Below are 13,595 nucleotides of genomic sequence, written 5' to 3'. Positions count from 1 at the left end.
CCGACCCCCGGCCCCCGACCCGAAGGAACCCACCGGTGCCCGTCCTCGCGCTCGACACCTCCGCCGCCGCGTCCGCCGCCGTCGTCGACGACGCCGGCCGCACCCTCGCCACCCGGTCGACCGGCGAGTCCCGCCGGCACGCGGAGACCCTGACCCCGCTGCTCGACGCGGTGCTGGCCGAGGCGGGCGTCGCGCGCACCGACCTGACCGCCGTCGTGGCCGGCACCGGGCCGGCGCCGTTCACCGGCCTGCGGGTCGGCCTGGTCACCGCCCGGACGCTCGGCCTGGCGCTCGGCGTCCCGGTGCACGGGGTGTCGTCGCTCGACGCGCTGGCCCTCGCCACCGTCACGGCCGCCGCGTCCGGCGCGGGCCCGGACCCCGACGGGCGGGACGTGCTCGTGCTGACCGACGCGCGCCGCAAGGAGGTCTACTGGGCCCGGTACCGCGCGGTCGTGGGCGCCGGCACCGCGCCGTCGGTCGAGGCCGTCGAGGGCCCGTCCGTCGCGACCCCGGCCGCCGTCGCCGAGCAGGACCTGGCCGGGCTGCTGCTGGTCGGCCCGGGCACCGCGCTGTACCCGGACCTGCTGCCGCCCACCCCCGGCACCCCGGACGCCGTCGACGCCGCCGACCTCGCGCGGGTCGCGCTGGCGCGGCTCGCGGTCGGCGGGGAGGGCCTCGTGCTGCCCACCGAGCCGCTCTACCTGCGCCGCCCGGACGCCGTGCCGCCGGTCGCCGCGAAGCGGGCGCGCGCATGACCTCGCCCGCGGACGACGCGCCGCACGGGACGGCCCCGGGGGCCGCCGCCCCGGAGGCCGCCGCCCCGGAGGTCGCCGGGAGACGGGCCGCCGACGTCGTGCTCCGGCCGCTGGTCGCCGCGGACCTCGACGTGCTCGAGGACCTGGAGGAGGCGCTGTTCGGCGCCGGCGCCTGGTCCCGGACGTCCCTGGCCGAGGAGATCACGGGCCCGGGCCGGTGGTACGTCGGCGCGCAGGACCGGGCCTCGGGCGAGCTGGTCGGTTACGCGGGCCTGTGGTTCGACGGGTACGACGGCCAGGTGATGACCGTCGGCACCCGCCCCGACGTGCAGGGGCGCGGGGTCGGCCGGATGCTGCTGGACGCGCTGCTCGCGCACGCGCGCGAGCTCGGCGCCGGCGACGTGCTGCTGGAGGTGCGGGTCGACAACGAGCCGGCGCTGCGGCTGTACGAGGGCGCGGGCTTCGAGCGGTTCGGCCGGCGCAAGGGCTACTACCAGCCGGAGAACGTCGACGCCTGGACCATGCGCCGCCGCGCCTGACCGGCCGGACGCGACGAGGGCCCCGCACCGGTGTGCTCCGGTGCGGGGCCCTCGTGCGCGCGGGGCGCGGGTGTCAGAGGGAGCGCGCGACGTCCTCGAAGTCGAGGCGGCCCTGGCGCGGGTGCGAGGCCGGCATGGCGAAGCCCTCGACGTCCTCCGGCGCGCTGCCGACGTTCAGCACCATGATCGAGCGCCAGCCCGAGCCGGCCAGCAGGTCGGCGTCCAGCCCGGGGGCGTCGAAGCCGGTCATCGGCCCGACGTGCAGCCCGGCGGCGCGCAGGCCGACGATCAGGTAGCCCGCCTGCAGGAAGGCGTTGTCGCGGGACATCCGGGCGCGGACGTCCTCGACGCCCGCGAAGTTCTCGCGCGCGCCGGCCATGTGCGGGGCCAGGCGGGGCAGGTGCTCGTGGAAGTCCACGTCGGCGGCGACGACGATGCTCAGCGGCGCGCGCCGGGTCTTGGCCTTGTTGCCCTCGTTCATGTGGTCGACGAGGCGCTCGCGGCCCTCGCCCGAGCGGACGAGCAGCAGGCGCAGCGGCAGGGAGTTCATCGCGGTCGGGCCCCAGCGGACGACGTCCCAGACGGCGCGGACCTGCTCGTCCGTGACCTCGCCGTCGGTGAACGTGTTCACCGTGCGGGCGTCCCGGAACACCAGGTCCACGACCTCCTGGGGGACGCGGAGGTCGGCGGCGGACGACGGTGCGGTGTCGATGCTCATGATCGGTTGAATGCGCAACCACCCGCCGGTCATCCCGGTTGCCTGGGTGAACCGTGTCACACTCCGCGCGCCCGAGGACCGCGGCGCGCGGCCTAGACTCGGGGGCATGCCTGAAGCGCCCCTCGTCCTGGGGATCGAGACGTCCTGCGACGAGACCGGGGTCGCCCTGGTCCGCGCCCACGCCGACCGCAGCGAGCTCCTGGTCGACGCCGTCGCGTCCTCCATGGACGAGCACGCCCGGTTCGGCGGGATCATCCCGGAGATCGCCTCCCGCGCCCACCTCGAGGCGATGATCCCGACCATCGAGCGCGCGCTCGACACCGCAGGGGTCACGCTCGCGGACGTCGACGCGGTCGCCGTCACGGCAGGCCCCGGCCTGGTCGGCTCGCTCACCGTCGGCACCGCCGCGGCCAAGGCGCTGGCCTACGGCCTCGGCAAGCCGCTGTACGGCGTGAACCACGTCATCGGCCACGCGGCCGTCGACGAGCTGGTGCACGGGCTGTTCCCGGACCGGGTCATGGCGCTCGTCGTGTCCGGCGGCCACTCCAGCCTGCTGCTGATCGACGACGTCGTCACGGGCGTGCACGAGCTCGGCTCCACGCTCGACGACGCGGCGGGAGAGGCGTTCGACAAGGTCGGCCGCCTGCTCGGCCTGCCGTACCCCGGCGGCCCGCACATCGACCGGCTGGCGCGCCAGGGCGACCCGACGGCGATCCGGTTCCCGCGCGGGCTCACCGCCGCCAAGGACCAGGCGAAGCACGCGTACGACTTCTCCTTCTCCGGCCTCAAGACCGCCGTGGCCCGCTGGGTCGAGGCGCGCGAGGACGCCGGCGAGGAGATCCCGCTGGCGGACGTGTCGGCGTCGTTCGCGGCCTCGGTCGCCGACGTGCTCACCGCCAAGACGATCGCGGCCTGCCAGAAGCACGGCGTCGACACCCTGGTCGTCGGCGGCGGGTTCTCCGCGAACTCGCAGCTGCGCGACCTCGCGGCCGAGCGGTGCGCGGCGGCCGGGATCGACCTGCGGATCCCGCCGATCAAGTACTGCACGGACAACGGCGCGATGATCGCCGCCCTGGGCGCTGCGGTCGTGCGCCGCGGGCTGCCCGCGTCGGACTTCGCGATCGGCGTCGACTCGACGATGCCGCTGGAGACCGTCACGGTCTGACGCGCTCGGGTCCGCCGGCCGGCGAGGGCGTCGGCCCCGCGGGCGGCGCCCGGTGCCGCGTCAGAGCGGCCGGCCCGCCCGCATCTCGGCGACCAGCGACGCCACGACCGCGTCCAGCTCCCCCGCGTTGCGCCGGGCCACCGCCCGCTGCCGCTGGTACGACGCGCCCTTGCGCAGGATGACCCGCACGGCGTCGAGCTCGGCCGCGCAGCCGAGCCGCTCGGCGACGGGCGCCAGGTCGACCAGCAGCCGCCCGACGGCGTCGGTGACCAGCTCCTCGTCGCCCGCCGCGTTCGTGATGATGATGGCGTCCATGCCGTAGCGCGCCGAGCGCCACTTGTTCTCCTGCGCGAACCACGGCGGGATCGTGGGCAGCTCCTCGCCGCGGTCCAGCAGCGTGGAGAAGTGCTCGACCAGGCAGTGCGTCAGCGCGGCGAGCGCGGTCACCTCCAGCAGGCTGGGGGAGCCGTCGCAGATCCGGGCCTCGATCGTGCCGAACCGCGGCGACGGCCGGACGTCCCAGCGGACCTCGTCGAACGCGTCGATGACCCCGGTGTGCAGCATGTCGCCGACGTACGCCTCCAGCTGGTCCCAGCGCTCGAACTGGAACGGCAGCCCGGCGGTCGGCAGCTGCTGGAACATCAGCGCCCGGTTCGACGCGTACCCGGTGTCCTTGCCGCCCCAGAACGGGCTGGACGCGGACAGCGACTGCAGGTGCGCGAAGGTCGTGAGCAGCGCCCGGGAGATCGGCAGCACCTTGTCCCGGTCCTCGATGCCGACGTGCACGTGCACGCCGTAGATCAGCATCTGCCGGCCCCACCACTGCGTGCGGTCGATCAGGGTGGCGTACCGCTGCTTGTCGGTGACCTTCTGCTGCGCCCAGCGGGCGAACGGGTGCGTGCCCGCGCTCATCAGCTCGACGCGCAGCGGGTCGGTGACGGTGCGGACCTCGTCGATCGCGCGCTGCAGGTCGGCGCCGGCCTCGCCGACGGTGCGGCACACCCCGGACACGACCTCGACGGTGTTGAGCAGCAGCTCCTGCTTGATCGCGGGGTGCTCGGCGGCGCCGGCGGGTCGCACGGCGTCGAGCACGGTGCTGGCGACCTGGCGCAGGTCCCCGGAGTCGGCGTCGACGAGCGCGAGCTCCCACTCGATCCCGACGGTCGACCGCTCGGACCGCGCGAACGGCAGCCGGGCCGGCGTGGTCATGCGGCGGCGCCGACGGGCTCGACGAGCAGCACCTGCTGCTGGCCGGCGACGCGGGTGAGCACGATCGTCGCGGCGGTCGTGCCGCGCAGGTCCAGCTGGCGGCGCAGCTGCTCCGGGACGACGGCGGTGCCGCGCTTCTTGATCGTCAGCGACCCGACGTCGCGCTCGCGCAGGTAGGCCCGCAGCCGCTTGAGCCCGAACGGCAGGGTGTCGAGCACGCGGTAGGCCGTGGCGAACGGGGTCGCGTGCAGCGCGTCGGAGGTCACGTAGGCGATCGTGCTGTCCACGAGCCGTCCGTGCACCTCGGCGGCCACGTCCGCGACCAGGCCGGCGCGGATCACCGCACCGTCGGGCTCGTACAGGTAGCCGCCGACCGGCCCCACCTCGGCGCGGACCGGCTCGGCGGCCGCGCGCAGCAGGGCGGACCCGCCGCCCGCGCCGAGCAGCAGCGCCGACCGGCCGGGACCCTCGGGCGCGAGCGGGCCGAACCACAGCCCGAGCTCCACGACGTCGCCGTCCACCGACACCCACTGCGCCTCGGCGTCGTCCGGCAGCGCGCTGTGCGGCACCCCCGGGCCGAGCTTGAGGCCGAGGGCGGGCACGCGGTCGCGGAGCGCGAGGACGTCGTCGAGCGGCGGGGCGTAGGCGGCCGGGTCGAACACGCGGCTGCCGCCGGTGGTGCGGCGCGCGGGGTCGGCGTACACGCCGTCGACCCCCTCGGCGGCCAGGTCGACCGCGAGGCCGTCGCCGTGCCGGACCTCGGCCTCGGGGAACGCGCGCAGGTTGATCGTGGCCAGCGCGGCGGTGGTCTCGTCGGCGTCGACCGCGAGCACCCGCAGCCCGACCCCGGCGAACGCCATCGCGTCCGCGCCGAGGCCGGAGGTCAGGTCGGCGACCCGCGTGACGCCCGCGGCCGCGTACCGGCGCGCGTGCTGGGCGGCCACGACCAGCCGGGTCGCCTGCTCCAGCCCCGCGGGGGTGAACAGCATGCCGTCGGCGAACTCGCCGAGCTTGTCGTGCGCCTTCGCGCGCAGCCGGGACTGGGTGAGCGCGGCGGCCACGAGGTCCGCGTCGAAGCCGTCCCGGCGCAGCCGCTCCGACAGGGCCATCGCGTGCCGCTCGTCGTACGGGGGCAGGGCGGACAGCAGGGCCCAGCCCTCGGGGCTGAGCAGCTTGGCGAGGCCGGACGCGTCCATCCCGCGATCCTCGCACGGCGTCGCGGCCCGGCGTCCGGCGCCGCGACGGGGCCGGACGGATGTGACGCGGAGCCCGCCGACGTTGGCACTCGCCTTGACCGAGTGCTAACGGGTTCCTAGAGTGCTGATCGGCACTCTCCTCGTGGGAGTGCCAGCGCACCGCAGTTCGGCCGGCACCCGCGACGACGGCAGGACCGACGGGGCGACAACGGACATCAGGCAGCACTCACACGCGAAGGGGAGGTCCGCTGTGTCGGTCTCCATCAAGCCGCTCGAGGACCGCATCGTCGTCAAGACGCTCGAGGCGGAGCAGACGACCGCCTCCGGTCTCGTCATCCCGGACAGCGCCAAGGAGAAGCCCCAGGAGGGCGAGGTCCTGGCCGTGGGTCCGGGTCGCATCGACGACAACGGCAACCGCGTCCCGCTCGACGTGACGGTCGGTGACAAGGTCATCTACAGCAAGTACGGCGGCACCGAGGTCAAGTACGACGGCGAGGAGTACCTCATCCTCTCCGCGCGCGACATCCTGGCGGTCGTCACCAAGTGACGCCCCCCGCCGGCCCGTGCGGCCGGCGGACGCCTGACGAGGGCCCTCTCCGTGGACGGAGGGGGCCCTCGTCGCGTCCGGGGCGCGCGAGACGCACGTCGGCAGGACCGCCGCCCCGCCGCGCCGGCGCCCCTGCACCGACCCGCCGCCCGGCCGGGTGACCGTCTGTGCGCCGAGTGCCTATCCGACGCGTCGAGCGCCTACCCAGGGGATGTGCAGTCGACGCGTCGGATGTGCACTCGCGGGGCCTGCCGGGCGTGCCCGGCGTGGCCTGTGCCGCGGCGCGGGCGGCCGGACCCCGGACAGCACGACGGGGCCCCTCCGCATGCGGAGGGGCCCCGTCGCTCGTGGACGGCGACCGCGCGGTGTCGCACCGCGCTCGGTCGCCACGTTCAGGTGGCGGCCCTCAGGCCACCGGGCGGCTCGCGCCGCCGAGGCTCAGATCGCCTGGTGGGTGGTGCGGCCGGCGCGCTCGGCCAGCACGGCCGTGCGCTCGTCCTCGGACAGGCCGCCCCAGACGCCGTACGGCTCGCGGACCGCGAGGGACTGCTCGCGGCACTCGTTGATCACCGGGCAGGTGGCGCAGATGGCCTTGGCGGCCTCGGCGCGGCGGCGGCGCGCGGCGCCCCGCTCACCCTCGGGGTGGAAGAACAGGTCCTGGTCGGCGTCGCGGCACGCGCCCTCGTACTGCCACTCCCAGAGCTCCATCACGGGTCCCGGAAGGCGGGAGATCTCGGCCATGGTGGTCCTCCATCCTGCGCGGCGCGGTGACGCCGTTCTGGTGACGTGCGGGGGGCTGCCCGGCCGGCGACCGTTCCCTGGGACCGAGGTCCCTGGTGCGTCGGCTGAACTGCACTGATGAGGACAGTACAACCGCGCCAGCAGTTGTTCAAGACCGTGTCGCGAATCGGTTCAGCCCGAACCGATTCAGTCCGCTCACCAGCCCTGGCGCGATTCGCGACGCGGTTCACCCGACGACCGCCCCGATGCTGGCGCGGTCCACCCGTCCGCCGCTGGAAACCGCGCCAGATCCCCGGCACAATCGACGACGGGCCGCGGGACCGGCGGCAGGGACGAGACGGGCGAGATGCAGCACAGCGACGACGAGGGGCCGACCGGTAGCACCGGCCGCGGCTCCGGCGACGGCGCGACCGACACCGGCGAGCTTGACGGGCCGATCCTCACGGTCGCCGCCGTGGCCGCACGCCTGGGCGTCGCACCGGCGACGCTGCGCACCTGGGACCGCCGCTACGGGCTCGGCCCGTCCGAGCACACCGCGGGCGCGCACCGCCGGTACAGCACGGCCGACCTGGCCCGTCTCATGTCCATGCGCTCGCTCACGCTGGACGGCGTGCCGCCCGCCGACGCCGCGCGGCTGGCCCGCGACGGCGCGCCCGGGGCGCTCCCGGAGCCAGCGGCGCCGCCGGAGCCCGACGGCGCCCACCCCGGCCGCGCCGACCCCGGCGACCAGGACGACGACCACGCCCGCGCGGGCGACCCCGCCGCGCCCGTGCGCCACCTCAGCGCCGTCCCGGACGCCGCCACCCCCGACGTGAGCGCCGACGCCGCCCTGCGCGCCGACGCCGCCGAGGTGACCCGCCTGCTCGCGCTGCCTGCCGGCGGGGACCTGGTCCGCTGGTGGTCGGACCTCGTCGCGCCCGCCCGGGCGGGCATCGCGTCGCGCACCGTCCTGGCCCGCCCGGGCGACGAGCCGGACGCGCTGGTGTCCGCCGCGGCGCTCGCGGTGCTCCGGGACCGCTCGGGGCGCGTCCCGCGGCACCCGTCGCGCCGCCGGATCGTCCTGCTGCTCGCCGCGCCGGGTGAACCTCGGCCGCTGTCGCTGCACGTGCTCGCCGGCGCGCTGGCCGACGCGGGGGTCGACGCGCGCGTGGTCGCGGGGCCCACGGGCCGGCACCGGCTGCTCGAGATCGCGGCCATGACGTCGCCGTCGGCGGTGGTGCTGCTGAGCGAGCAGACCGCCCCCGACCTGGGACTCGTCGGCGCGGTGACGGAGGCGCACGCCGACCTGCCGGTGTTCGTGATGGTGCCGGACGAGGCCGCCGACGGCGTCCCGCTCGGCCGTCAGGTGCACCGCGTGCGGACGGTCCCGGGCCTGGTCCACGAGGTGCTGGCCGTCTCCGCCTGACACCTGGGTTCTTCCTGGACGCTAACGTCGGCCCCGATCCGGCCGATACAGGAAGGAAGCCGGATCCGCCAGGGTCCTGGCACAGGCGGAAGGCGGAGGTCGATGGCGGGCGTCGTGGTGTGCCACGGATCGACGGCGGTGCGGGAGCGCATCGTCCTGACGGCACTCGGTGTGCCCGCGCTGGCCCCGGTGCGCGCGGCGGCGTCCGTGGACGAGCTGGTCACGCTGGCCCGGCGGGTCCCGCCGACCATCGTGCTGCTCGACGCGCACCTGCCCACCCCGGGCCCCGTGGAGGCGATCCGGCGGCTGCGGGCGGTCCCGTCCCAGTCGACGGTCGTGATGCTGGCGGTGCCCGGCGACGAGATCGCGCTGGACCGGGCGATCGCGCTCGGCGCCCGCGGCTACCTGGCACCCGACGTCGGCCGCGCGGAGCTCGCCGCGGTGGCGGCGCACATCCTCGCGAGCCCGGGCATCCCCGGCGCCCCGGGCGCGGTGCCGCACGACGGCCTGGCCGTCGCGCACGGCCACGGCGCCGTCGCCAGCGCCCCGACCCCGGTCGTCGCCCGCGTGGAGCTGCCCGCGCAGGCCACCGGCCGCGACGAGGTCTCGCTGACCAAGCGCGAGGTCGAGGTCCTGGTCGGCATGAGCAACGGCCGGTCGAACGCGCAGATCGGTCAGGAGCTGTTCCTGTCCGAGGACACCATCAAGACCCACGCCCGCCGGCTGTTCCGCAAGCTCGGCGCCGCCGACCGCGCGCAGGCCGTGGCCATCGGGCTGCGCAAGGGCCTCATCCGCTGACGCGGGCCGCGCGGCCCCGGCGTCGCGCAGGTCACCCCGGGCGGCGGCCGGGTCGCTCGACGGACGGCCGTATCATCGGGGGATGACCGACCTGGGCACCCCTGGATCCGCCGCTCCCGCCGACCCGTTCGGCTTCATCGGTCTCACCTACGACGACGTCCTGCTGCTCCCGGGCGAGACGGACGTCATCCCGAGCGAGGTCGACACCACGACCCGGCTCACGCGTGAGATCTCCCTGTCGATCCCGCTCGTGTCCGCCGCGATGGACACCGTCACCGAGTCGCGCATGGCGATCGCCCTGGCCCGCCAGGGCGGCATCGGCGTGCTGCACCGCAACCTGTCGATCGAGGCGCAGGCCCACCAGGTCGACCTCGTGAAGCGCTCCGAGTCCGGCATGGTGTCCGACCCCGTGACCGTGGGCCCCGACGCGACGCTGGCCGAGCTCGACGCGCTGTGCGCCAAGTACCGCGTCTCCGGCCTGCCGGTCGTGGACGACGACCGCCGCCTGCTGGGCATCATCACCAACCGCGACCTGCGGTTCGTGCCGCCGGCCGAGTTCACCACCCGCCGGGTGCGCGACACCATGACGTCGATGCCGCTGGTCACCGGCCCGGTCGGCATCTCGAACGACGACGCCGCGGCGCTGCTCGGCAAGCACAAGGTCGAGAAGCTGCCGCTGGTCGACGCGGACGGCCGCCTGCAGGGCCTCATCACCGTCAAGGACTTCGTGAAGTCCGAGCAGTACCCGCTGGCCACGAAGGACGCGAGCGGCCGCCTGGTCGTGGCCGCGGCCGTCGGGTTCTTCGGCGACGCCTGGGACCGCGTCACCGCGCTGGTCGAGGCCGGCGTGGACGCGCTGGTCGTCGACACCGCGAACGGCCACGCCCGGCTGATGCTCGACATGGTCCGCCGGATCAAGTCCGACCCGGCCACGAAGCACGTGCAGGTCATCGGCGGCAACATCGCCACCCGCGAGGGTGCGCAGGCGCTGGTGGACGCGGGCGTGGACGCGGTCAAGGTCGGCGTCGGCCCGGGCTCGATCTGCACCACCCGCGTGGTCGCCGGTGTCGGCGTCCCGCAGGTCACGGCGGTCTACGAGGCCTCGCTGGCCGCGAAGCCCGCGGGCGTCCCGGTCATCGCGGACGGCGGCCTGCAGTACTCGGGCGACATCGCCAAGGCCCTCGTCGCCGGCGCGGACAGCGTCATGGTCGGCGGCCTCATCGCGGGCTGCGACGAGTCGCCGGGCGACCTGGTGTTCGTCAACGGCAAGCAGTTCAAGCGCTACCGCGGCATGGCGTCCCTGGGCGCGATGCAGAGCCGCGGCGACCGCCGGTCGTACTCGAAGGACCGGTACTTCCAGGGCGACCTGACCGACGACGAGATCATCACCGAGGGCATCGAGGGCCAGGTCCCGTACCGCGGCCCGCTCGCGGCGGTGGCGCACCAGCTGGTCGGCGGCCTGCACCAGTCGATGTTCTACGTCGGCGCGCGCACGATCCCGCAGCTGCAGCAGCGCGGCAAGTTCGTCCGGATCACGCCGGCGGGGCTCAAGGAGAGCCACCCGCACGACGTGCAGATGATCTCGGAGTCGCCGAACTACACGGTGCGCTGACTCGTCGTGCGCTGAGACGCGGGAAGGGGCCGGGTGCGGATCGCACCCGGCCCCTTCCGCGTCCGGCGGGGTCAGTCCCGGAACGTCTCGATCTGCGCGCCGAGCTCGACGAGCCGCTCCTGCAGCCCCTCGTAGCCGCGGGCGATGATGTCGACGTTGCGCAGCACGCTCTCGCCCTTCGCGGCCAGCATGGCCAGCAGGATGACGACGGCGGGGCGCAGCGCCGGCGGGCAGGACACCTCGGCCCCGGACCACCGGGTCGGCCCGGAGACCTGCAACCGGTGCGCGTCGAGCAGCCGCACGTCCGCGCCGAGCCGGGTGAGGTCGGTCAGGTGGATGGCCCGGCCCTCGTAGACCCAGTCGTGGATGAGCGTCGACCCGGTCGCGCACGCGGCGATCACCGCGAAGAACGGCAGGTTGTCGATGTTGAGGCCGGGGAACGGCATCGGGTGGATCTTGTCCAGCGGTGCCCGCAGGTCGCTCGGGTGCACCGTGATGTCCACCAGCCGGGTGCGGCCGTTGTGCGCGGTGTACTCCTCGGACAGCGTGTAGCGCTGGCCCATCTCGGACAGGGTCGCGAGCTCGATCTCCATGAACTCGATCGGCACCCGGCCGACCGTGATCTCGGAGCCGGTGACGATGCCGGCGGTCAGCAGGCTCATCGCCTCGACCGGGTCCTCCGACACCGCGTACTCCACGTCGGCGTCGATCTCGGCCTTGCCGTGCACGCGGAGCGTCGTCGTGCCGATGCCCTCGACGCGCACGCCCAGCAGCTCCAGGTAGAAGCACAGGTCCTGGACCATGTAGTTCGGGCTGGCGTTGCGGATGGTGGTCACGCCGGGCCGCCGGGCGGCTGCCATGAGCGCGTTCTCCGTGACGGTGTCGCCGCGCTCGGTGAGCACGATCGACAGGTTCTCGGTGCCGGGGTCGGTCACGCGGGCCAGGTAGCGGCCGCCGCTCGCGGTCACGGACAGGCCGAACGGGCGCAGCGCGATCATGTGCGGCTCGACGGTGCGGGAGCCGAGGTCGCAGCCGCCGGCGTACGGCAGCCGGAACTCGTCCTGCTGGCCCAGGAGCGGGCCGAAGAACATGATGATCGACCGGGTCCGGCGGGCGGCGTCGACGTCGATGGCCTCGAGGTCGAGGTCCTTCGGCACGACGATCTCGAGGTCCCGGCCGTCGGCCGACCAGGTGGCGCGCACGCCGACGGACCGCAGCACGTCGACGATCCGGTCGACCTCGACGATCCGCGCGACGTTCTTCAGCCGGGTGGTGCCGCGGTTGAGCAGCGAGGCGCACAGCAGGGCGACGGCGCCGTTCTTCGACGTGTTGACGTCGAGCCGGCCCGACAGCCGCTGGCCGCCGCGCACCCGCAGGTGGGTGTGCTGCGGGCCGCCGAGCGTGACGATCGGGGAGTCGAGCGCGGCGCCGATCCGGGTCAGCATGTCGAGGCTGACGTTCTGCGCGCCCTGCTCGATGCGGTGCACGGCGGACTGGCTGGTGCCGAGGAGCTCGGCGAGCTGGGTCTGCGTCAGGCCGCGGTGGCGGCGCGCGGACCGGACGAGCGAGCCCACGTGGGCCAGCTGCTCGGGGAGGGTGGGGGTGACGACAGGGATGGACGAGGTCACCGTCGGGACGGCTCCGGTCGTCGGGTTGGTCAGGGTCACGCGACGACGTTAACTCATGGATGAGATATGGGCACCAGGTGGGATGAGGAGATCGTGTGCGTGCCCCCGCCCGTGCGTGATCCCGACCTCATGTGCGGTGTTGCGGATCGCGCCGAGGGTGCAGGTCAGGCGATGAGCGTGTCCTGGATCGGGCGGCCGGCGAACCGGCGGTCCCGGGCGGGGTCGTGCCGGATCGCGACCGGCTCAGGCGTGACCGGGACCGGCAGGGCCGGCTGCGTGGCGAACCGGCCCGTGACCCGCGCGGCCAGACCACCCACCGGCGCGGGCGCGGCCGCCGCCGGCGCGCCCACCGGCGCGGCCGGGGCGGGCGACGGCGCCACGGGAACGGCCGCCGGCAGCGGCTCCAGGGGCGTGCCCGTCGCCGGCGCCCCGGCGGCGGCCGCGGCCCGCGACGCCGCGCGGCTCGGCCACGTCGACTCCGCCCCGGGCCCGGTGCGCCCGCGCTCCGAGCGCCAGGCGTTGAACGCCTCCGCCCACGCGCGGTGCGCGGTCACCTGGTAGTCGTGCAGCGAGACGAGGTCGAGGTCGCCCAGGTGCGGGAACCGGCCGACGATCCGCTCCAGCACGTCGAGCGTCGCCACCACGTCGACGTCGGCGGTGTGCAGGCTGCCGGTGTCGACCACCTGGTAGACGCCGCACAGGTCCACGAGCTTGCGCTTGCCGGACCGGTACCGGTCCTCCGCGCGGTCGAGCACGAGCGGGTCGATGACCGGGCGCAGCTCGCCGCCGAGCCGGTCCTCGACGGTCGGCAGGTCGTGCCGGCGCAGCTCGGACTCGAGCAGGCAGAGGTCGAAGGACGCGTTGTACGCCACGACCGGCACGCCCTCGCGCACGGCGTCGGCGATGGCGGTCGCGATCTCCTCCAGCGCGCCGCGCGGCTCGACCCCGTGCTCGCGGGCGTGCTCGGTGCTGATGCCGTGGATCGCGCTCGCGCCCTCGGGGATCTCGACGCCGGGGTCGACCAGCCAGGTGCGCACGTGGGTGCCGTCACGGTCCCGCCGGACGAGCGCGGCCGTCACGATGCGGTCGTGGTCCGTGTCCACGCCGGTGGTCTCGGTGTCGAACCCCAGCAGCGGCCCGTCGGTCCAGGTCATGCGTCCCTCCTCCTCCCAGCGCCGTCAGCATCGCACCGGCCACCGACGCTCCCGGGGATCCCGCGCGGCGTGTGGCCCAGCCCGGATGCGACCGGCGCCCGTCCGGGTGAGGGTGGAGGCAGACCCCG

The 13,595-nt window shown here is 75.1% G+C and carries 13 protein-coding genes; 7 read left to right on the top strand and 6 right to left on the bottom strand.

The annotated features are described in order from the left end of the window. Window positions 1-35 precede the first annotated feature (35 nt). Together tsaB and rimI are read left to right on the top strand one after the other, a co-directional pair. On the top strand, window positions 36-755 hold the full coding sequence (gene tsaB, locus G6556_RS01030; protein WP_166937785.1) for a tRNA (adenosine(37)-N6)-threonylcarbamoyltransferase complex dimerization subunit type 1 TsaB: 720 nt from the start codon (window positions 36-38) through the stop codon (window positions 753-755). Then, window positions 752-1,294, top strand: coding sequence for a ribosomal protein S18-alanine N-acetyltransferase (rimI, locus tag G6556_RS01025; protein WP_166937783.1), 543 nt, complete (start codon window positions 752-754; stop codon window positions 1,292-1,294). Before tsaB ends, rimI begins: the two co-directional genes overlap by 4 nt. A 73-nt stretch (window positions 1,295-1,367) precedes the next feature. On the opposite strand, the gene G6556_RS01020 is transcribed toward rimI, so the two are convergent. Next, window positions 1,368-2,012 carry a malonic semialdehyde reductase gene (locus G6556_RS01020; protein ID WP_166937781.1) on the bottom strand — a complete coding sequence of 215 codons (645 nt, stop codon included), beginning with the start codon at window positions 2,010-2,012 and terminating at the stop codon, window positions 1,368-1,370. A gap of 106 nt (window positions 2,013-2,118) precedes the next feature. Between G6556_RS01020 and tsaD the strand changes: the two genes are divergently transcribed. Beyond that, on the top strand, window positions 2,119-3,177 hold the full coding sequence (gene tsaD / locus G6556_RS01015; RefSeq protein ID WP_166937779.1) for a tRNA (adenosine(37)-N6)-threonylcarbamoyltransferase complex transferase subunit TsaD: 1,059 nt from the start codon (window positions 2,119-2,121) through the stop codon (window positions 3,175-3,177). 60 nt (window positions 3,178-3,237) lie between these two features. Here tsaD and G6556_RS01010 read toward each other — a convergent pair whose 3' ends face one another. After that, window positions 3,238-4,386 (bottom strand): glutamate--cysteine ligase, encoded by a 1,149-nt coding sequence (locus G6556_RS01010; protein WP_166937777.1) that lies wholly within the window; start codon window positions 4,384-4,386, stop codon window positions 3,238-3,240. Further along, window positions 4,383-5,582 (bottom strand): class I SAM-dependent methyltransferase, encoded by a 1,200-nt coding sequence (locus tag G6556_RS01005; RefSeq protein WP_166937775.1) that lies wholly within the window; start codon window positions 5,580-5,582, stop codon window positions 4,383-4,385. The genes G6556_RS01010 and G6556_RS01005 overlap by 4 nt, the downstream gene beginning before the upstream one ends. Window positions 5,583-5,832: 250 nt before the next feature. Between G6556_RS01005 and groES the strand changes: the two genes are divergently transcribed. After that, a complete protein-coding gene (gene groES, locus G6556_RS01000; RefSeq protein WP_166937773.1) occupies window positions 5,833-6,129 on the top strand; it encodes a co-chaperone GroES in 297 nt (98 codons plus the stop codon). 438 nt (window positions 6,130-6,567) lie between these two features. Here groES and G6556_RS00995 read toward each other — a convergent pair whose 3' ends face one another. Then, complete coding sequence (locus tag G6556_RS00995; RefSeq protein ID WP_147794312.1) at window positions 6,568-6,870, bottom strand: WhiB family transcriptional regulator; 303 nt, start codon at window positions 6,868-6,870, stop codon at window positions 6,568-6,570. A 346-nt stretch (window positions 6,871-7,216) separates the two neighbouring features. On the opposite strand from G6556_RS00995, the gene G6556_RS00990 reads away from it, so the two are divergent. The 3 genes from G6556_RS00990 (at window position 7,217) to guaB (ending at window position 10,685) form a co-directional block, all read left to right on the top strand. Next, complete coding sequence (locus G6556_RS00990) at window positions 7,217-8,275, top strand: MerR family transcriptional regulator (RefSeq protein ID WP_166937771.1); 1,059 nt, start codon at window positions 7,217-7,219, stop codon at window positions 8,273-8,275. A 102-nt stretch (window positions 8,276-8,377) separates the two neighbouring features. Beyond that, window positions 8,378-9,073 carry a response regulator transcription factor gene (locus G6556_RS00985; protein WP_166937769.1) on the top strand — a complete coding sequence of 232 codons (696 nt, stop codon included), beginning with the start codon at window positions 8,378-8,380 and terminating at the stop codon, window positions 9,071-9,073. Window positions 9,074-9,155: 82 nt separating this feature from the next. Continuing rightward, window positions 9,156-10,685 (top strand): IMP dehydrogenase, encoded by a 1,530-nt coding sequence (gene guaB / locus G6556_RS00980; RefSeq protein WP_166937767.1) that lies wholly within the window; start codon window positions 9,156-9,158, stop codon window positions 10,683-10,685. Window positions 10,686-10,756: 71 nt separating this feature from the next. On the opposite strand, the gene G6556_RS00975 is transcribed toward guaB, so the two are convergent. Both G6556_RS00975 and G6556_RS00970 read right to left on the bottom strand, forming a co-directional pair. Next, the gene (locus G6556_RS00975) at window positions 10,757-12,313 is read right to left on the bottom strand and encodes a UDP-N-acetylglucosamine 1-carboxyvinyltransferase (protein WP_346774643.1); all 1,557 of its coding nucleotides are present in this window, start codon (window positions 12,311-12,313) and stop codon (window positions 10,757-10,759) included. A 164-nt stretch (window positions 12,314-12,477) separates the two neighbouring features. Next, complete coding sequence (locus G6556_RS00970; RefSeq protein ID WP_166937763.1) at window positions 12,478-13,467, bottom strand: exonuclease domain-containing protein; 990 nt, start codon at window positions 13,465-13,467, stop codon at window positions 12,478-12,480. Window positions 13,468-13,595: the final 128 nt, after the last annotated feature.

It is taken from the genome of Cellulomonas sp. IC4_254 (genome assembly GCF_011603975.1).
GTDB lineage: Bacteria > Actinomycetota > Actinomycetes > Actinomycetales > Cellulomonadaceae > Cellulomonas.
This window is presented reverse-complemented; position numbering and strand designations above follow the sequence as displayed.

Bases quoted from the DNA above. Each gene is read 5' to 3' on its own strand.
- rimI (WP_166937783.1), top strand. From the start codon at position 752: ATGACCTCGCCCGCGGACGACGCGCCGCACGGGACGGCCCCGGGGGCC.
- G6556_RS01020 (WP_166937781.1), bottom strand. From the start codon at position 2,012: ATGAGCATCGACACCGCACCGTCGTCCGCCGCCGACCTCCGCGTCCCC.
- tsaD (WP_166937779.1), top strand. From the start codon at position 2,119: ATGCCTGAAGCGCCCCTCGTCCTGGGGATCGAGACGTCCTGCGACGAG.
- G6556_RS01010 (WP_166937777.1), bottom strand. From the start codon at position 4,386: ATGACCACGCCGGCCCGGCTGCCGTTCGCGCGGTCCGAGCGGTCGACC.
- G6556_RS01005 (WP_166937775.1), bottom strand. From the start codon at position 5,582: ATGGACGCGTCCGGCCTCGCCAAGCTGCTCAGCCCCGAGGGCTGGGCC.
- G6556_RS00995 (WP_147794312.1), bottom strand. From the start codon at position 6,870: ATGGCCGAGATCTCCCGCCTTCCGGGACCCGTGATGGAGCTCTGGGAG.
- G6556_RS00990 (WP_166937771.1), top strand. From the start codon at position 7,217: ATGCAGCACAGCGACGACGAGGGGCCGACCGGTAGCACCGGCCGCGGC.
- G6556_RS00985 (WP_166937769.1), top strand. From the start codon at position 8,378: ATGGCGGGCGTCGTGGTGTGCCACGGATCGACGGCGGTGCGGGAGCGC.
- guaB (WP_166937767.1), top strand. From the start codon at position 9,156: ATGACCGACCTGGGCACCCCTGGATCCGCCGCTCCCGCCGACCCGTTC.
- G6556_RS00970 (WP_166937763.1), bottom strand. From the start codon at position 13,467: ATGACCTGGACCGACGGGCCGCTGCTGGGGTTCGACACCGAGACCACC.